Here is a 14,532-nt window from a genome sequence, read left to right on the forward strand (position 1 = left end):
GACGTTTTGCCGGGGTTTGACGCCAGGCGCCGTTTGCGGGCAGGGATACTCTTCCTTGGACTTTGGGTCCTGGCGGTATCCGGTATTCCCTTGGTCTATGCCCCGGCGAATTCGGACGCGCCGGGGCTGGCCAGCGCCGGCGCCTGGTGGGTGGGACAAGGCCATTCGGGGCCGCCGACGGCGGGTTTCCCGTTCGTCCCCGCGGTTTTCCGCCAGCGTCTCTGGCAAAGGGTCACGGCGGGCCGGAGCCTCCGTCAGCGTTCGCCCCACCCGCCCCGGCGCATCTATCTTCTCTATGCCCGCTTAAACCTCGACGGCGGTTAGGGCCGTTCTTTTCTCGCTTTGGAGGGTCTTTGAAAAACGGATAGGCGTATGAATGTGGCAAGGAGGTGTCATTGCGATGAAGTCCCGTAGCGTAACGGGTTTGTTTCTGCTCGCGGTATTTCTGGCGGCGCTGGTGGCCATCTGGAAGCCCTGGGCGCCAGCCGGTGAGCCGCGCTTCAAGCTTGGCTTGGATTTGCAAGGGGGGTTGCGTATCGTTTTGCAGACCAGCGACCCCAACCCCACCCAGGAAGAGCTCGAGCAGGTCCGTACGGTTTTGGAGAACCGGATCAACGGCCTCGGCGTCGCCGAACCGCTCATTCAGATCCAGGGTCGGGATCGAATCGTCATCGAGCTGCCGGGGCTTTCACCTCAGGATCAGGATCGGGCGCTCAAGCTCCTGGGGCAGCGGGCGGTCCTCGAGTTTCGGATCGTGAAGGACGGGGCCCCCGGGCTGACGGTTTCGGAGATCAACCAGCGGCTTCGGGAAAACCCCCGCCTCAAGCGCTCCGAGCTTGAGGCGCAGCTCATTAAGCCCGAGGATTTGGGCCCGGTGCTCATGACCGGGGCTGAGCTCAAGACCGCGCGAGTGGTCTTTGACCAGTTCGGCCGGCCTCAGGTTTCGATGGAGTTTAACCCCGAGGGCGCCAAGAAGTTCGCCGATATTACCCGGAAGAACATTGGCCGCCGCCTGGCGATCGTGCTCGACGGCCGGGTGTACTCGGCGCCGGTCATTCGCAGCGCGATCACGGGCGGGCAGGCGGTCATCGAGGGGCTTTCTTCGGTCGAAGAGGCCACCGAGATCGCGCTGGTGTTGCGTTCGGGTTCGCTTCCGGTGGCGGTACAGGTCGAGGAAGTCCGTGCCATCGGTCCCACCTTGGGGAAAGACGCGATCCGGGCGGGCATTAACGCCTCGCTGATCGGCGTTTTGCTGATCTTCGTCGCGCTCTATTTCTACTACGGTCTTTGGTTCGGTAGCGTTGCCGCGGTGGGCCTGATCTACATCGCGATTTTGGTTCTGGGCGCACTGGCCGGCCTCGGCGCCACGCTGACGCTCCCCGGTATCGCCGGCTTCATCCTTACCCTGGGTGCTGCCGTCGACGGCAACGTGCTTTCCTTCGAGCGCATTAAGGAAGAGCTCAAACTCGGCAAGAAGCTTCGCTCGGCGATCAACGATGGTTTCCGGCATTCGACGGTCACCATCCTCGACGCCAACATCTCGACCCTTCTGGCCGCGGCCGCGCTTTACAACTACGCCACCGGTCCGGTTCGGGGCTTTGCGGTGATGCTGGCGATCGGTATCGTGGTCGCCGTGTTCTCCAACCTGATCTTTAGCCGCTGGCTGCTCGACGTGATCGCCGATCGCCGCCAGGTCACGCCCCCCTATTACGTGTGGGGGACGAAAATCCCCTTCCTCAAGGAAGCTCGCTTCATCACGCCCGCGACCCTGGTTTTTGCCTTGGTGATGGCGGGGGTGGTCTTCATCCGGGGGTTCAACTACGGCATCGATTTCACCGGGGGAACGGCCTATCTGTTGCGGACGCCGCAGAGCGTGACCGTGGCCGATGTGCGTAAGGCCCTGGATGAGTCAGGCATCGCCAAGGTAACGGGGAAGAAGGCGGTGATCACCGAGGTGCAGGCGCCCGCCGCCACCTACAAGGAGTTCTCGGTCAAGGTGCCCTTGCTGAGTCAGACCGAGCGAATCGAGCTCTCGCGCTTCCTACAAGAGCGCTTTTCCGGCCAGGTCCTCCGTTCGGATACCGTGGGTCCGGCGATCGGGGCCGAACTGAGGAAGAACACGCTGCTCGCGGTGCTCGTGGGCTTGGGGCTGATCCTCGCCTACATGGCCTTTCGCTTTGACTGGAGTTTCGGGGTGGCGAGCGTCATCGCCGTGGCCCACGACGTGGCCATCACGGCGGGGATCTTCAGCTTGCTTGGTCTTGAGTTTACGATTCCCATCGTGGCCGCGTTGCTCACCATCATCGGTTACTCCATCAACGACTCCATCATCATCTCCGACCGCATTCGCGAGAACCAGCGCACGCTGCGGGGGATTCCCTATCGCGAGATGGTCGATCTTTCGATCAACCAGACCCTCTCCCGCACCGTGATGACCTCGCTGACCACACTGCTCCCCCTCCTGGCGCTGTTTTTCCTTGGCGGTTCGGTCCTGAGGGATTTCTCCATCGCTCTGATCGTCGGCATCGTGGTGGGGACCTACTCGTCGATCTACGTGGTGGGCTCCTTGGTCGCCTGGTGGAAGGAGCGAACCCGCGCCCAGCTTCGCCGGAGCGCGAAGGCCTGAGAGGGACTGCGCTGCATAGGCCCCGTGCGCCCTCCCGGGAAAAGCGCCCCGGGAGGGCGGCGTATACTGAGGCCAATGCGTGTGCTCGCTTGGGTTTTTACCGTGCTCTTGCTGGTGGCGCTTGCCGTCGTCGGTGCGTTGGCCCTCTGGCAGCCGGAGGTGCAGCTGGCCTTGCCTGGCCTGCCCGCTTTGCCGGTGTGGATCTGGGTTGGAGGGGCGCTCCTTTACGGGGCTTTGCTGGTCTTCATCTGGCTCCCCGCCCTCCATCTCCGGGCGCAGGCCGAGCGGCGGGCGTTGATCAGGGAAAAGGCTCGCTTGGAGGAGGAGCTCAAATCCCTCCGGGCCGAGCTGCCTGAGGAGGTACCCCGGATCCCCGATCGCAATCTGGAGGGCCTCGAGGGCGTATGAAACCCCGTTGGCGCGCCCGTCCTTGGCCGGAGGCCAAAACGTTGGTGCGCCTGGTGGAGGCGTTTCGCGTCCCGCCGATGATGGCCGCCGCCCTTTGGGGGCGGGGGTTTCACCGGCGATCGGACCTCGAGCCGGAGCTCAGTCCCTGGCGCTTTCCCGCCCTCGATCAAGGGGCGCGTGTTTTGGTCGAGGCCATCGAGCGGGGTCAGCGGATTCGGGTGCACGGCGACTACGACGCCGATGGGATTACGGGGACCGCGATCCTGGTGAAGGGCTTGCGAGCCCTCGGCGCGGAGGTGCACCCCTTCATTCCCAGGCGCGAGGAAGGCTACGGGATCTCCGAAGCGCGGGTGCCCGAGCACGCCGCCGAGGCCGATGTCTTCGTTACCGTCGATTGCGGCATCACGAACCACGCGGAGCTCAAGAGCCTGGTCGAGGACGGGGTCAGCGTGGTGGTGACCGATCACCACACACCGGGCGATGCCCCCCCGCCTGGCACCGTCGTTCACCCCGCCTACGACCCCGGCCTCGAGGGCCGCCCCAAGCCCACCGGAGCGGGCGTGGCGTTTTTTCTGCTCTGGGCGGTCTACGATCGCCTTGGCAAGCCCCCGCCCCTTGCCTTTTCCGACCTGGCCGCGGTGGGTACGATCGCCGATGTCGCTCCGCTGCTCGGGGTGAACCGTGCCATCGTCCGTGAAGGGCTTTCACGCCTGCCCGCTTCCGAGCACCTCGGACTCCGTCTCCTCGCCGAGCGCCACCTTTCCCAGAAAACGGCGCTCGAGGTCGCCTTCCGGATCGCCCCCAGGATCAACGCCGCCGGCCGGTTGGGCGAGCCCGAGACGGCGCTCGCTCTTCTGCTCACCGACGATTTCTTCGAGGCCAATCGGCTGGCGGCCCGTCTCGACGCCCTCAACCAGGAGCGCCAGCGCGTCGAGGAGGCCATGCTCGCCCGATTGCTTCCTACCCTCGATCATGACGCCCCGGCCCACGTCGTCTACGATCCCGAGGGGCATCCCGGCGTGATGGGCATCGTGGCCAGCCGTATCCTCGAGCGCACCTACAAGCCGGTGTTCATCATCGCTCAGGGAAAGGGTTCGGTTCGGAGTGTCCCCGGGGTGAGCGCGGTGGGAGCGTTAGCGGCGGCAGCGCATACGCTGAAAGGCTACGGGGGCCACGCCCAGGCCGCCGGTTTTTCCATCGATGAGGCGGCGATTCCGGCCTTTCGCGAGGCCATTTATGCCTACGTCGAGGCTCAGCCCAAGCCCCGGCCCGAGCTTTGGCTCGAGGGCCCTTTGAGCCGGGAGGCGCTCCCCGAGATCTGGCAGGCGCTTGAGCGGTTCGAGCCGATTGGGGAGGGCAACCCCGAACCCCTCTTCCACCTCCGCGGGATGCCGGATCGGGTGCGACCGCTTTCCGGGGGAAAGCACGTGGGGTTTGCCCTCGAGGGCCTGCGGGTGATCAAGTGGCGCGACAACGGGGAAGGGCTCCGAGGCGAGGTCGAGGTCGCGGCGGCGGTGGTTTTGAACGAGTGGAACGGCTCGGCGAGCCTCGAGCTCCGGGCCGAGGCCTATCGTGACCCGGGGCCCATCCATGGCCAGGGTCAGGACTGCCCGCTGGCGCGCCTACCGCTCGGCCAGGCGCTCAGGCAGGCGGTGACCGACAAAGTTCCGGTCTTCGCCCGCGGCGAGGGCGCGGCCTGGTTAAAAACGCGGGGGGCGTTGCTGGCGGCGCCGGAAGAAGCCCGGCTCTGGCTGGCCCTTCCCGAGCGCCGGGTTCAGATCCAACCCGGGACCGCGTTGGCCCTGGGGGAAAAGTGGCTCCAGGCGCTTTCGACGCCGAGGGTGACGCTCACCGGGTTTCGCCGGGCGCTGGCAGCCAAGGCGAGCGGTCAGACACCGCCTTTCCCGTACAATGTGATCATCGAAGAGCTCGGTGGCCGGGACGACCCCTACGACTCGCCGACCTACCGCCTGTTGGCCACGGTGGACGCTTTTGCGCAACGGTTTGTCTGGGCCTACCGCTACGGGGATTCGGGGCTTTTGTGCGAGGCGCTCATCGGGCTTTGGGAGGCATGGGATGTACAAGTTCAAACGGGAAAAATTCCAGGTCAGGGTTTACACCCAGCGCTATAGGATCGAGGGGACGATCCACCTGCCCCTCGGCAGCTCCACCGCCGACGTGCTCAACTTGCAGAACAAAGCCCTGCTGCCCTTGACCGAGGTGACGATCTTCCCCACCGTGGGTGTTGGGGCGAAGGCGGCCGAGCGCACGCCGTGGCAGCTCGAGTTCTTCGCGGTCACCAAACTCCAGGTGCTCTGGGTCGTGGGTGGGCGTCCCTCTCACCCGAAGACCACGCTCTCGGTTGATCGCCGGTATATGGCGTTTCTTTTTCCCAACCACGTGCTCTCCGGGAGCCTGGAGGTCCCGCACGGTGCCCGGATCTCGGACTACCTCTCGGCCACCAAGGCCTTTCAAACGCTCTTTGACGTGACCGTCTACCCTCTGTCCCAGCCCGACGCGTTCGCGGGCGTTCGGGCCGATCAGTCGCTGGAGTTCGTCACCGTCAACCTCAAGGGCATGTACGGTGTCCTCGAGGCCCCCGAGGCTGACGGCGACGGTCCGCGACTCAACCTGTTTGGCTGAGCCGGCGAAGGTTTTCCTGAATTCGTTCGATCTGGCTTTTGGTCTCAGCCAGCCGCTGGGTTTCGAAGGCCACGACCTCGGCGGGGGCGTGCTTGCGGAAGCCCTCGCTCGCGAGTTTCTTTTCCGTGGCCGCGAGGCGTCGCTCGAGTTCCCGAAGGCGCTTTTGTTGCTTTTTTTGCCAGGCCTCGACGTCGACCAGCCCTTGGGGCTCAAGATAAACGGTGACCGAGGGAGTGACGGCAGCCAGTGCTCGCTTGGCTGAACCGATCTTCGGTTCGGCCTTGGCCAGGAACCGGAAGACCTCGGAGGCCTCCAGCACGATGGAAGCCCCAGGTCCTTCCAGGTGGACGATGATGCGTTCTGAGGGGTCGATCCCCAGCTCGCCCCTGAGGCGCCGGGTCGCGGTGACGGCGGCTTTGAGGGTTTCGAAGGCCTCAAGGGCCTCGCCGTCGGATTCGCCGGCTTCGGGCCAGGGCGCCCTGGCCAGGTCCTCGTCGCCGGTGAGGTGGGCGAAAAGCTCGCTTGTGACAAACGGCATGAAGGGGTGGAGGAGCTTCAAGATGGTGGTGAGGGTGCGCTCGAGGCCTTCCAGGGTGGCACGGTTCCCCGCTTTGAGGGCAGGTTTGGCCGCTTCGATGTACCAGTCGGCGAACTCGCTCCAGGTGAGCTGATAGATCTCCCGGGCCGCGAGCGCCAGGTCGAAGCGCTCCATGAGTTTGGTGATCTCATCGACCCCTCGGGCGAGGACGGTCTGCATCCAGCGGTCGGCCAGCGTGGGCTCGTTCTCCTTTTCCACGAAGTTTTCCCTCGCCATGAGCACGAAGCGCGTGGCGTTCCAGAGCTTGTTGGCGAAGGTGCGCCCCATCTCCAGCCAGCGGGTATCGAAGCGGATATCCTGACCGCCGGTGGCCAGGTGAACGAGCCCGAAGCGGAGGGCGTCGGCCCCGTAGCGCTCGACCATCTCCAGAGGGTCGACCACGTTGCCCTTGGATTTCGACATCTTCTGCCCTTTGGCATCCAGCACCAGGCCGTGGAGGATGACGTTTTCAAAGGGGCGACGGCCGGTGAAGTGGTAGCCGGAGACCTCCATCCGGCTCACCCAGAAAAAGAGGATGTCGTAGCCGGTGACGAGGGCGTGAGTGGGGTAGAAGGCCTCGAAATCGGGGGTTTTGTCCGGCCAGCCGAAGACCGAAAGCGGCCAGAGGGCTGAGGAGAACCAGGTGTCGAAGACGTCGGGGTCGCGCCTCAGTTCCTTTGAGCCGCAGACCGCGCACGCCGTGGGATCCTCGTCAAAGCGCTCGAGTTCGGGCACGGTGACGTGCCCCTCGGGGCAGTACCATGCGGGGATCTGATGGCCCCACCACAGCTGACGGGAGATGTTCCAGTCTTTGATGTTCTTGAACCACTCGACGTTAACCCGCCGCCAGCGCTCGGGGAAAAAGCGGATGTCCCCGGCTTCGAGGCGCTCGATCACCGCTTCGGCCAGCGGCTTCATCTTGAGCCACCACTGGGGAAAGAGCGCGTACTCGATCGCGGTGTCGCAGCGGTCACAGGTCGAAAGCGCGATCTCGTACGGCGTTTCCTCCACCATGTGGCCTTCTTCCCTGAGCGCTTCGGCGACGAGCTTCCTGGCCTGGAAGCGATCGAGGCCGCGGAAGTTTTCGGGTACCCGTTCGCCGGTGAGTTTGCCCGCGAGGTCGATCACGCTCGGGGCGGGCAGGCCGTGGCGCTGCCCGATCTCCCAGTCGGTGGGGTCGTGGGCGGGGGTGATCTTTAAGGCGCCGGTCCCGAACTCCATCTCCACCGCCTCGTCGGCGATGATCGGGATCCAGATCTCGGTGAGGGGGATCCGGGCCCTTTTGCCGATGAGATGCTGGTAGCGCTCGTCGTCGGGGTGAACGGCGATGGCCACGTCGGCGAAGATCGTCTCCGGGCGTACGGTGGCAATCCTGATTTCACCGCCGTCCTCGAGGGGATAGCGAAGGGTGTAGAGCGTGCCCTGGGTCGGGTCGTTGTTGACCTCGAGATCGGAGAGCGTGGTCTCGCAGCGGGGGCACCAGTTGAGGAGGCGTTCGCCGCGGTAGGCCAGGCCCTCGTGGTAGTACTTGACGAAGGCGTAGCGCACGGCCCGCGAGCGGGCCTCGTCCATGGTGAAGGCCTCCCGCGTCCAGTCGGCGCTGGCCCCGAGGCGTTTGAGCTGGCGGATGATCTGGCCCCCGGAGTCCTTCTTCCACTGCCAAACCCGCTCCAGAAACTTCTCGCGGCCCAACTCGTGCCGGCGCTTGCCTTCCTTCATGAGCAGCCGTTCCACCACCACCTGGGTGGCGATGCCGGCGTGGTCGGTTCCGGGGACCCAGAGGGCCTCAAACCCCCGCATCCGCTTATAGCGAATGATCACGTCCTGGATGGCGTTGTCGAGCGCGTGCCCCATGTGGAGGACACCGGTAACGTTGGGCGGCGGCATGACGATCACGAACGGCGGTTTGCCGCTTTTGGGGTCCGCCTGAAAAGGCTGCTTGGCCCAGCGCTCGGCCCACTTGGGTTCGACCTGATGCGGATCGTAGCCTTTTTCGAGCATAAAAAATCCTCCCCCACGCCGTTTGCGCGGACGAGGCGTACGCCCCGCGGTACCACCGCGCTTCACGCTCCCGCCTGGGAGCGTGCCCTCTTCGCGCTGTCACGGGCGCACCCGGCGGGCTCTACTGAGGGGGTTTTCCCCGGTGTTCGACAAAGACCTTGCCTTCGTCTGGCTTTTTCCGGGGCCCCCATTCGAGCGTAGCTCGAATGGGGTATTTCTCCCCCCGTTCCTCCCGCGACGCCACCCGGGCGACGTTCAGCCCTTCTTTCCCGAGGACCCCTCTCAGCCACGGGGGTCCCGCTCTGTCGGGCGAGCCGGGCCTACTCCTCCCGGGCCATGCCCTGAGTGTATCACGCCAATGTAACCCCTCTCCTAACCCAGTGGTCGGGCATTGCCTACCCTGGGAGTGGGTTTGATGGAAGGTACACTGGGGGCGACCAAAAGGAGGATCCTCGAGCGTTTGCGGCAATCCCCGGCCGATGTCGGGGAGATTGCCAGAGAGCTTGGAATTTCAAGGGTCGCGATCCAGCGGCACTTGCGCGACCTCGAGGCCTTGTCCCTGGTTCGCTACGAGGAAAAGCGCAACGGTTCGCGCGGCCGCCCCAAGCGGCTGTGGCGGTCGGTGGATGCCGAGGGTCCCTACGCCCGCATGTGTGGTTCGCTGATCGAGGTCGTCAAGCGAAATTTGGGTTCGGAGATGCTGGTGGGGCTCCTCGCCGACGACCAGTGCCGGCGTTTGCGCGAGGGGCTGAACGGGCTGGGGGGCGTGGGGCGCGAGCGGCTCGACGCGCTGGTCCGTTTCCTCAAGGCCCAGGGTTATGCGGCGAGGGTGGTCGAGGAGGACGGCACGCTCTTCATCGAGCAGCTCACGTGCCCCCGCCTTGGGCTTTCGACCCAGCACCAGGAGCTCTGCCTGGCGGAGGAGCGTGCGCTCGAGACGATCCTCGGCCTGCCCGTCCGCCTGGTCGAGCGCATTTCCGACGGGGGCAGGCGCTGCCGCTTCGAGATCGCGGCAAAAACTGAGTAAGCACCCACGGGCCTTCCGACCGACCGCTGCCGGGCGTGCGGTCGTTTTCGTGGCCTTGCTCCCCGCCGTGGTCAAAGCCGTGGCGGGGACGCTTGGGGCCCGGCTCATTCGGCTTTCGCTTGGGCCAAGAGCCGGCCCGAGGGGTCGTAGAACCAGGCTTCGGAGGGGGTTCCTTTGATCTCCACCAGGATATAGGGGCTGGTTAGGGCTTGCGTGACCCGGGCGCCGAGCGAGGGTTCTTGCATGAGGAGGCGGATCTTCGCCAGGCCGTTTTTGACCTCGACGCTGGCCACGTCGATCCGGTAGCCCCCGGTGGGTTTGAGGCCCCAGAAAAAGGCGGCGACGCATGATCTCGGGTACTTCAGGTCCGGCAGTGGCGGGCGGGGCAGCTGGTTCCCGGTCGCGCGTTGCCAGATCTGGAGGTAGGCCGCCTGGGTGCAGGCCAGGAGGCCCAGGGGTTGGCGGTCGCTGTAGCTGGCGTAGCTGCCTTTGGCGAGGACGTGCCAGGGCCGGATGAGCGCCGGTGAAAGTGGAACTTTTGGCACCGAGGTTTGGATGCGGAGCGACGCGCGGCGGTAAACCCAGGGTGCGGGTTCGAAGTCGTACGGGGGCGAGCTCGGTGCCGATCGTTCGAAAACCACCACCGGGCCGTTGTTGCCGAGTTCTTCGATCATGCGCCGCACCGATTTCGCTTCGCTGTAGGTGAGCCTTTGGAAACCGGGGGTGAACGGTTCGGGACGAACGGCGACGTCGGCACCGGTCGCCAGGGCAGTGCTCAACCGGTACCAGCGGTCGCCATCAAACAGCCACGCGCCGAGGATGGCCGTGCCCACTCGGAGCTCGAAGTACTGTCCCCCGATGTCCTCGAGGGCCTCCAGGCGCGGGCGCGTGGGCGGGCTTACCTCGCGGTAATAAGGCATGCCGTTGACCTCGAGGGGTCCGAACTGGGCAGGGCCTTGGGGTACAAGGCGGAGCGGCGTGCCCTCGAGGCGGATTTCCATCGCATCGCCGTAAAAGTAGACCAACCGCTCGCTCGAATTTTCGGTGAGGAGCTCGACCTCGTGGGCGTTGTAATAGGGGCGTTCGGGGGTCAGGAAGCTGCACCCGGCGAGGACCGGCAGGAGGAGCCAAAGAGCGGCTTTGGCCTTCATAGGCCTATTGTGCCACGATTCGGCGGTCGCAGGGTGATTCGTGGACCAAAAGGCTCAGGATCTCGACGTGGTGGGTGTAGGGGAAAAAGTCGAAGGGCTCGACATAGCAGAGTCGGTACCCCTGCGTCACCAGTCGGCCCACGTCCCGGGCCCAGGTGCTGGGGTCGCAGGCGATGTAGACGATCTCAGGCGGTGGCGTTTGACCGAGGGCTTCGATCAAATCGCGGTCGAGACCGCTTCGCGGCGGGTCGAGGACCACCAGATCGGCGGGAAGGAATCGGGCGACGTTCTTCGCGTCGTCGCGGTGGAAGGTGACGTTTTCCAGGCCGAGCTTGGTGGCGTTTTTCTGTCCAAGCTGGACCGACCGGCGGTTGATCTCCACCGCGACGACCTCCCGAAACTTCTCGGACAGCATGAGGCTTAGCACGCCCACCCCGGCGTACAGTTCGACGGCACGCTCACCCCCCTCGACCAACTCCACGGCCCGGCCGTACATGCGCCCGGCCGCCAGGGGGTTCACCTGGGAAAAGCTCACCGGGTCGACGGGGGCGGTGATTCGCCCGTAGGCCTCGATGAGTACCTTTCGCCCCGCGAGGTGCCGGATTGTGCCCCGAAACCGGCCCCGCGGGTCCTCGGCCCCCCACCACACGCCAGCAATTCCCTCCTGAACCAGCGCCCGGGCCGCCTTTTGCAGGGCCTGGGGGTGGCCGCCGATGAGACCGACGAGCGCGCCCTTTTCGTGAATGCTGCTTTGAATCACGACTTCGACCGGCCCCACGAGGGGCCACGAAGCGAGGCGAGTGAAGGCCTGGTTGAGGTGCTCCTCGGCCAGGAGGTCCTGTTTCAGCGGGACGAGCTCGCTGCTCTTTGGTTTTCTCTGCCCGAGGCCCCCGGTGGGGAGGATGAGGTACTGGCCGGTGGTTCGGTAGCCGAGTTCGTTCGGGCTCGGCGTCGTCGGGCGGATCTCGGCCTCGACCTTGCCGATTCGGCGCAGCGACTCTTCGACGAAGGCGCGCTTTACTTCAAGCTGAGCCTCGTAGCGCATGGGGAGGTCGGCCCCCGGGGGCAGGGGCAGATCGACGCGCAGGGGAGAGGTGGTGAGCCGCTTTAAGACCTCGCCCTCGAGGTGATTTTTCTTCCGTATGAGCCTGGCCTTGACGGTTTCGCCGGGGAGGGCGCCCGCCACCAGCGCTACGCCCTCCGGCGTTCGCGCAAGGCCTAACCCACCGGGGATGAGTTTTTCTACGGTCAGCGTGACATCCACTGGCTTAGTCTACGGCAAGGAGACCTGTATAATTTTGCCGTGGAGGTGATTCGTATGAAGAAATCGGTTCTTGCGCTCGCCCTTTTGGCGGCGCTCGGCTCTTTGGTTTTGGCGGCGAGTTACCGAACCTTCGACGAGATCGTGACGTCGGGGAAAGTGATCGTGGGGACCGAGGGCGAGTTCCCGCCCTTTAACTATTTCGATGAGCAGAACAACCTGGTGGGGTTTGACATCGACATCGGGAACGCCCTTGTCGAAAAGCTCGGCCTCAAAGGGGAGTGGAAGGCCCAGCCCTTCGATACCCTCTTGATCGCGCTCAACCAGGGGCGCTTCGACTTCGTGGTCGCTTCGCACACCATCACCCCGGAGCGCTCAAAAGCGGTCGATTTCACCAACCCCTACTACTGCACCGGTAACCTCATCGTCTCAAAACCCGGCGGCCCGAAGAGCCTGGCCGACCTCAAGGGCAAGGTGGTCGGTGTGCAGGTGGGCACTTCCTATTACGACTTCGTGGTGGAAAAGGCGCCCGGAGTCAAGGAAGTCAAGACCTTCCCCACCAACCCCAACGCCCTCGAGGCCCTGCTCTCGGGGCGGGTCGATGCCTGGGTGACCGACCAGTTCACTGCCCTCGAGGTGGTCAAAAAGCGCGGGGTGTCGCTCCAGCTCTCGGGCCTTTTGAACAAGGAGGAGATCGGCATCCCGGTGGCCAAGGGGAACCAGGGGCTTTTGCGGGCGCTCAATATGGCGCTCGATCTGATTCAGGCCGACGGCACCTACGCCCAGATCTCCATGAAGTGGTTCGGAAAGGACATCCGCTGCCAGTAAGCCACGATGGCCAGGGCCCTGGATGACCCCAGGGCCCTTTTGAAGTTGGAGGCCGACTTGCGATACCTGCGTATAGCGTTCTTCGTGGGTCTCTTGCTCGTGGCCGGTTTTTCGGCCTGGCTGCTTTTCTTCGAGTTGCTTTCCCGAGGCCTTGCGTTCTACCTCAACTCGGTGAACTTCACGCCAGAGAAGATCCCCTTCTACGCCGACTCCTTGCGTCGGGGCGGCGAGGTGACCCTCAAGCTCACCGTGATCAGCGCCCTGATGGGCCTGGCGCTGGGGTTGGTGGCCGGGATCTCCAAGCTCTCGGCGAACCCGCTCTTCCGTTACCCGGCGGCCTTCTACGTCTGGTTGGTGCGGGGGACGCCGCTTTTGGTGCAGATCCTCTTCGCCTATAACGGCCTGCCTTACCTGTTGGCCCCGGTGTGGAAGAACCTCGAGCCGCTCGGCCTCCCGCCCATCGAGGACATCCTCACCGACTACTGGGCGGCCTTCATCGCGCTTTCCTTCAACGTCGGGGCCTACAACGCCGAGGTGATCCGGGCCGGGATCCTCGCCATCCCCCGGGGGCAGTGGGAGGCGGCGCAATCGCTGGGGCTTTCCCAGCCGCAGGTCATGCGATTCATCGTGGTGCCCCAGGCGGTCCGGATCGTGGTGCCGCCGTTGGTGAACAATGTGGTGGCGCTCTTGAAGGATTCTTCGCTGGCGTACACCATCGGCCTTTTCGAGCTGGTCATGGCTGGCCAGCGCATCATCTCGGCCACCTTCCGCCCGGTCCCCATCTACCTGGCGGTGGCCGCGGTCTACCTCCTGCTGACCACCATCCTCACCTTCTTCACCGACTGGCTGGAGCGCCGCTTGCGTTCGGAAGGGGCGACGTAAGCATAAGTTTGCGGTCCTTGCGCCCGGCCGGAGGGATGGCTATAGTAAGTGCGTTCACTCAGGGAGGGTATCTATGCGAAAGTTGCTTGTTCTTATTGGTTTGGTGGCACTGGGTTTCGGCGCGCTGGGCATGGCGCAAAAATCCCGCCTCGACGTGGTCATGGAGCGGGGCAAGTTGATCTGCGGCGTGAACGGCAAGGCGCCGGGGTTCGGCTATGTGGACGAGAAGACCGGTAAGTACGTGGGGTTCGACGTCGATTTCTGCCGGGCGGTGGCGGCGGCGCTCTTCGACGACCCCGAGAAGGTCGACTACGTGCCCCTGACCGCCAAGGCGCGTTTTAACGCCATCCAGACCGGCGAGGTGGACGTCGTCTTCCGTAACACCACCATCACCACCAGCCGCGACGGGTCGGTGGGGGTGGATTTCCTGCCGGTGAACTTCTACGACGGCCAGGGGGTGATGGTGAAAAAGGAACTCGGGGTGAACTCGGTCTATGACCTCGAGGGCGCCACCGTCTGCACCAACCAGGGCACCACCACCGAGAAGAACTGGACCGACTTCGTCCGGTCCCAGGGTTGGCAGGGCAATAAACTCCTTACCTTCGAATCCTTCGACAAGGTCTTCAACGCCTTCCTCTCCGGGCGCTGCGACGCGGTGACCACCGACAAATCGGGGCTCGTCGGATGGAAGGCGAAGGCGCCCGATCCCGAAGCCCTGACCATCCTGCCGGAGACGCTCTCCAAAGAGCCCCTGGCCGGTTTCACCTTCCAAAACGACTCGAAGTGGAAGGACGCCCTGACCTGGATCGTCTACGCCACCATTCAGGCCGAGGAGTTCGGGATCACCCAGGCCAACGTCGACCAGGCGCTTCAAAGCGACAAGCCTTCGTTCCGGCGCTTTTTGGGCGTTGAGGGGAACCTGGGGAAAGGCCTCGGGCTTTCCAACGACTTCGTGGTTCGCATCATCAAACACGTCGGGAACTACGGCGAGATTTACGACCGGCACTTGGGTCCGAACTCGCCGTTCTACATCCCCCGCAAAGGGAGCCTCAACGACCTCTATACCCGTGGCGGGCTCATGTATTCGCCGCCCTTCCGTTAATCCCGCAAAACGTGCCGGGGCGCTTT

At 64.6% G+C, this 14,532-nt stretch carries 12 protein-coding genes; 9 read left to right on the forward strand and 3 right to left on the reverse strand.

Going from position 1 to position 14,532, the window contains the following annotated elements; all coding sequences use genetic code 11:
* The first annotated feature begins 6 nt into the window (after positions 1-6).
* The 5 genes from ACZ5BT_RS09585 (at position 7) to ACZ5BT_RS09605 (ending at position 5,677) form a co-directional block, all read left to right on the forward strand.
* Positions 7-324 (forward strand): hypothetical protein, encoded by a 318-nt coding sequence (locus ACZ5BT_RS09585; protein WP_464884366.1) that lies wholly within the window; start codon positions 7-9, stop codon positions 322-324.
* A gap of 76 nt (positions 325-400) precedes the next feature.
* Entirely contained in the window at positions 401-2,626 is a 2,226-nt protein-coding gene (secD, locus tag ACZ5BT_RS09590; protein ID WP_464884367.1) for a protein translocase subunit SecD, read from the forward strand.
* A 75-nt stretch (positions 2,627-2,701) separates the two neighbouring features.
* Positions 2,702-3,034, forward strand: a complete 333-nt coding sequence (locus ACZ5BT_RS09595) for a LapA family protein (protein WP_464884368.1) — start codon at positions 2,702-2,704, stop codon at positions 3,032-3,034.
* Positions 3,031-5,166 carry a single-stranded-DNA-specific exonuclease RecJ gene (locus tag ACZ5BT_RS09600; RefSeq protein ID WP_464884369.1) on the forward strand — a complete coding sequence of 712 codons (2,136 nt, stop codon included), beginning with the start codon at positions 3,031-3,033 and terminating at the stop codon, positions 5,164-5,166. Before ACZ5BT_RS09595 ends, ACZ5BT_RS09600 begins: the two co-directional genes overlap by 4 nt.
* Positions 5,111-5,677: a DUF6812 domain-containing protein gene (locus ACZ5BT_RS09605; protein WP_464884370.1), complete on the forward strand. Its 567-nt coding sequence runs from the start codon at positions 5,111-5,113 to the stop codon at positions 5,675-5,677. The genes ACZ5BT_RS09600 and ACZ5BT_RS09605 overlap by 56 nt, the downstream gene beginning before the upstream one ends.
* Here the strand turns inward: ACZ5BT_RS09605 and ACZ5BT_RS09610 are convergent.
* On the reverse strand, positions 5,661-8,255 hold the full coding sequence (locus ACZ5BT_RS09610) for a valine--tRNA ligase (RefSeq protein ID WP_464884371.1): 2,595 nt from the start codon (positions 8,253-8,255) through the stop codon (positions 5,661-5,663). The two genes, ACZ5BT_RS09605 and ACZ5BT_RS09610, sit on opposite strands and share 17 nt — an antisense overlap.
* 415 nt (positions 8,256-8,670) lie before the next feature.
* Here ACZ5BT_RS09610 and ACZ5BT_RS09615 point away from each other — a divergent pair, with 415 nt between their 5' ends.
* Positions 8,671-9,282, forward strand: a complete 612-nt coding sequence (locus ACZ5BT_RS09615) for a helix-turn-helix transcriptional regulator (RefSeq protein ID WP_464884372.1) — start codon at positions 8,671-8,673, stop codon at positions 9,280-9,282.
* A gap of 104 nt (positions 9,283-9,386) precedes the next feature.
* On the opposite strand, the gene ACZ5BT_RS09620 is transcribed toward ACZ5BT_RS09615, so the two are convergent.
* Entirely contained in the window at positions 9,387-10,433 is a 1,047-nt protein-coding gene (locus tag ACZ5BT_RS09620) for a protease complex subunit PrcB family protein (protein WP_464884373.1), read from the reverse strand.
* 4 nt (positions 10,434-10,437) lie between these two features.
* Entirely contained in the window at positions 10,438-11,697 is a 1,260-nt protein-coding gene (locus tag ACZ5BT_RS09625) for a class I SAM-dependent RNA methyltransferase (protein WP_464884374.1), read from the reverse strand.
* A 54-nt stretch (positions 11,698-11,751) separates the two neighbouring features.
* Between ACZ5BT_RS09625 and ACZ5BT_RS09630 the strand changes: the two genes are divergently transcribed.
* The 3 genes from ACZ5BT_RS09630 (at position 11,752) to ACZ5BT_RS09640 (ending at position 14,506) form a co-directional block, all read left to right on the forward strand.
* Positions 11,752-12,522 carry an ABC transporter substrate-binding protein gene (locus tag ACZ5BT_RS09630; RefSeq protein ID WP_464885815.1) on the forward strand — a complete coding sequence of 257 codons (771 nt, stop codon included), beginning with the start codon at positions 11,752-11,754 and terminating at the stop codon, positions 12,520-12,522.
* A gap of 57 nt (positions 12,523-12,579) precedes the next feature.
* Positions 12,580-13,404, forward strand: coding sequence for an amino acid ABC transporter permease (locus ACZ5BT_RS09635; RefSeq protein WP_464885816.1), 825 nt, complete (start codon positions 12,580-12,582; stop codon positions 13,402-13,404).
* A 73-nt stretch (positions 13,405-13,477) separates the two neighbouring features.
* The gene (locus ACZ5BT_RS09640) at positions 13,478-14,506 is read left to right on the forward strand and encodes an amino acid ABC transporter substrate-binding protein (RefSeq protein ID WP_464884375.1); all 1,029 of its coding nucleotides are present in this window, start codon (positions 13,478-13,480) and stop codon (positions 14,504-14,506) included.
* Positions 14,507-14,532 lie beyond the last annotated feature (26 nt).

Source organism: Vulcanithermus mediatlanticus, assembly GCF_055385885.1.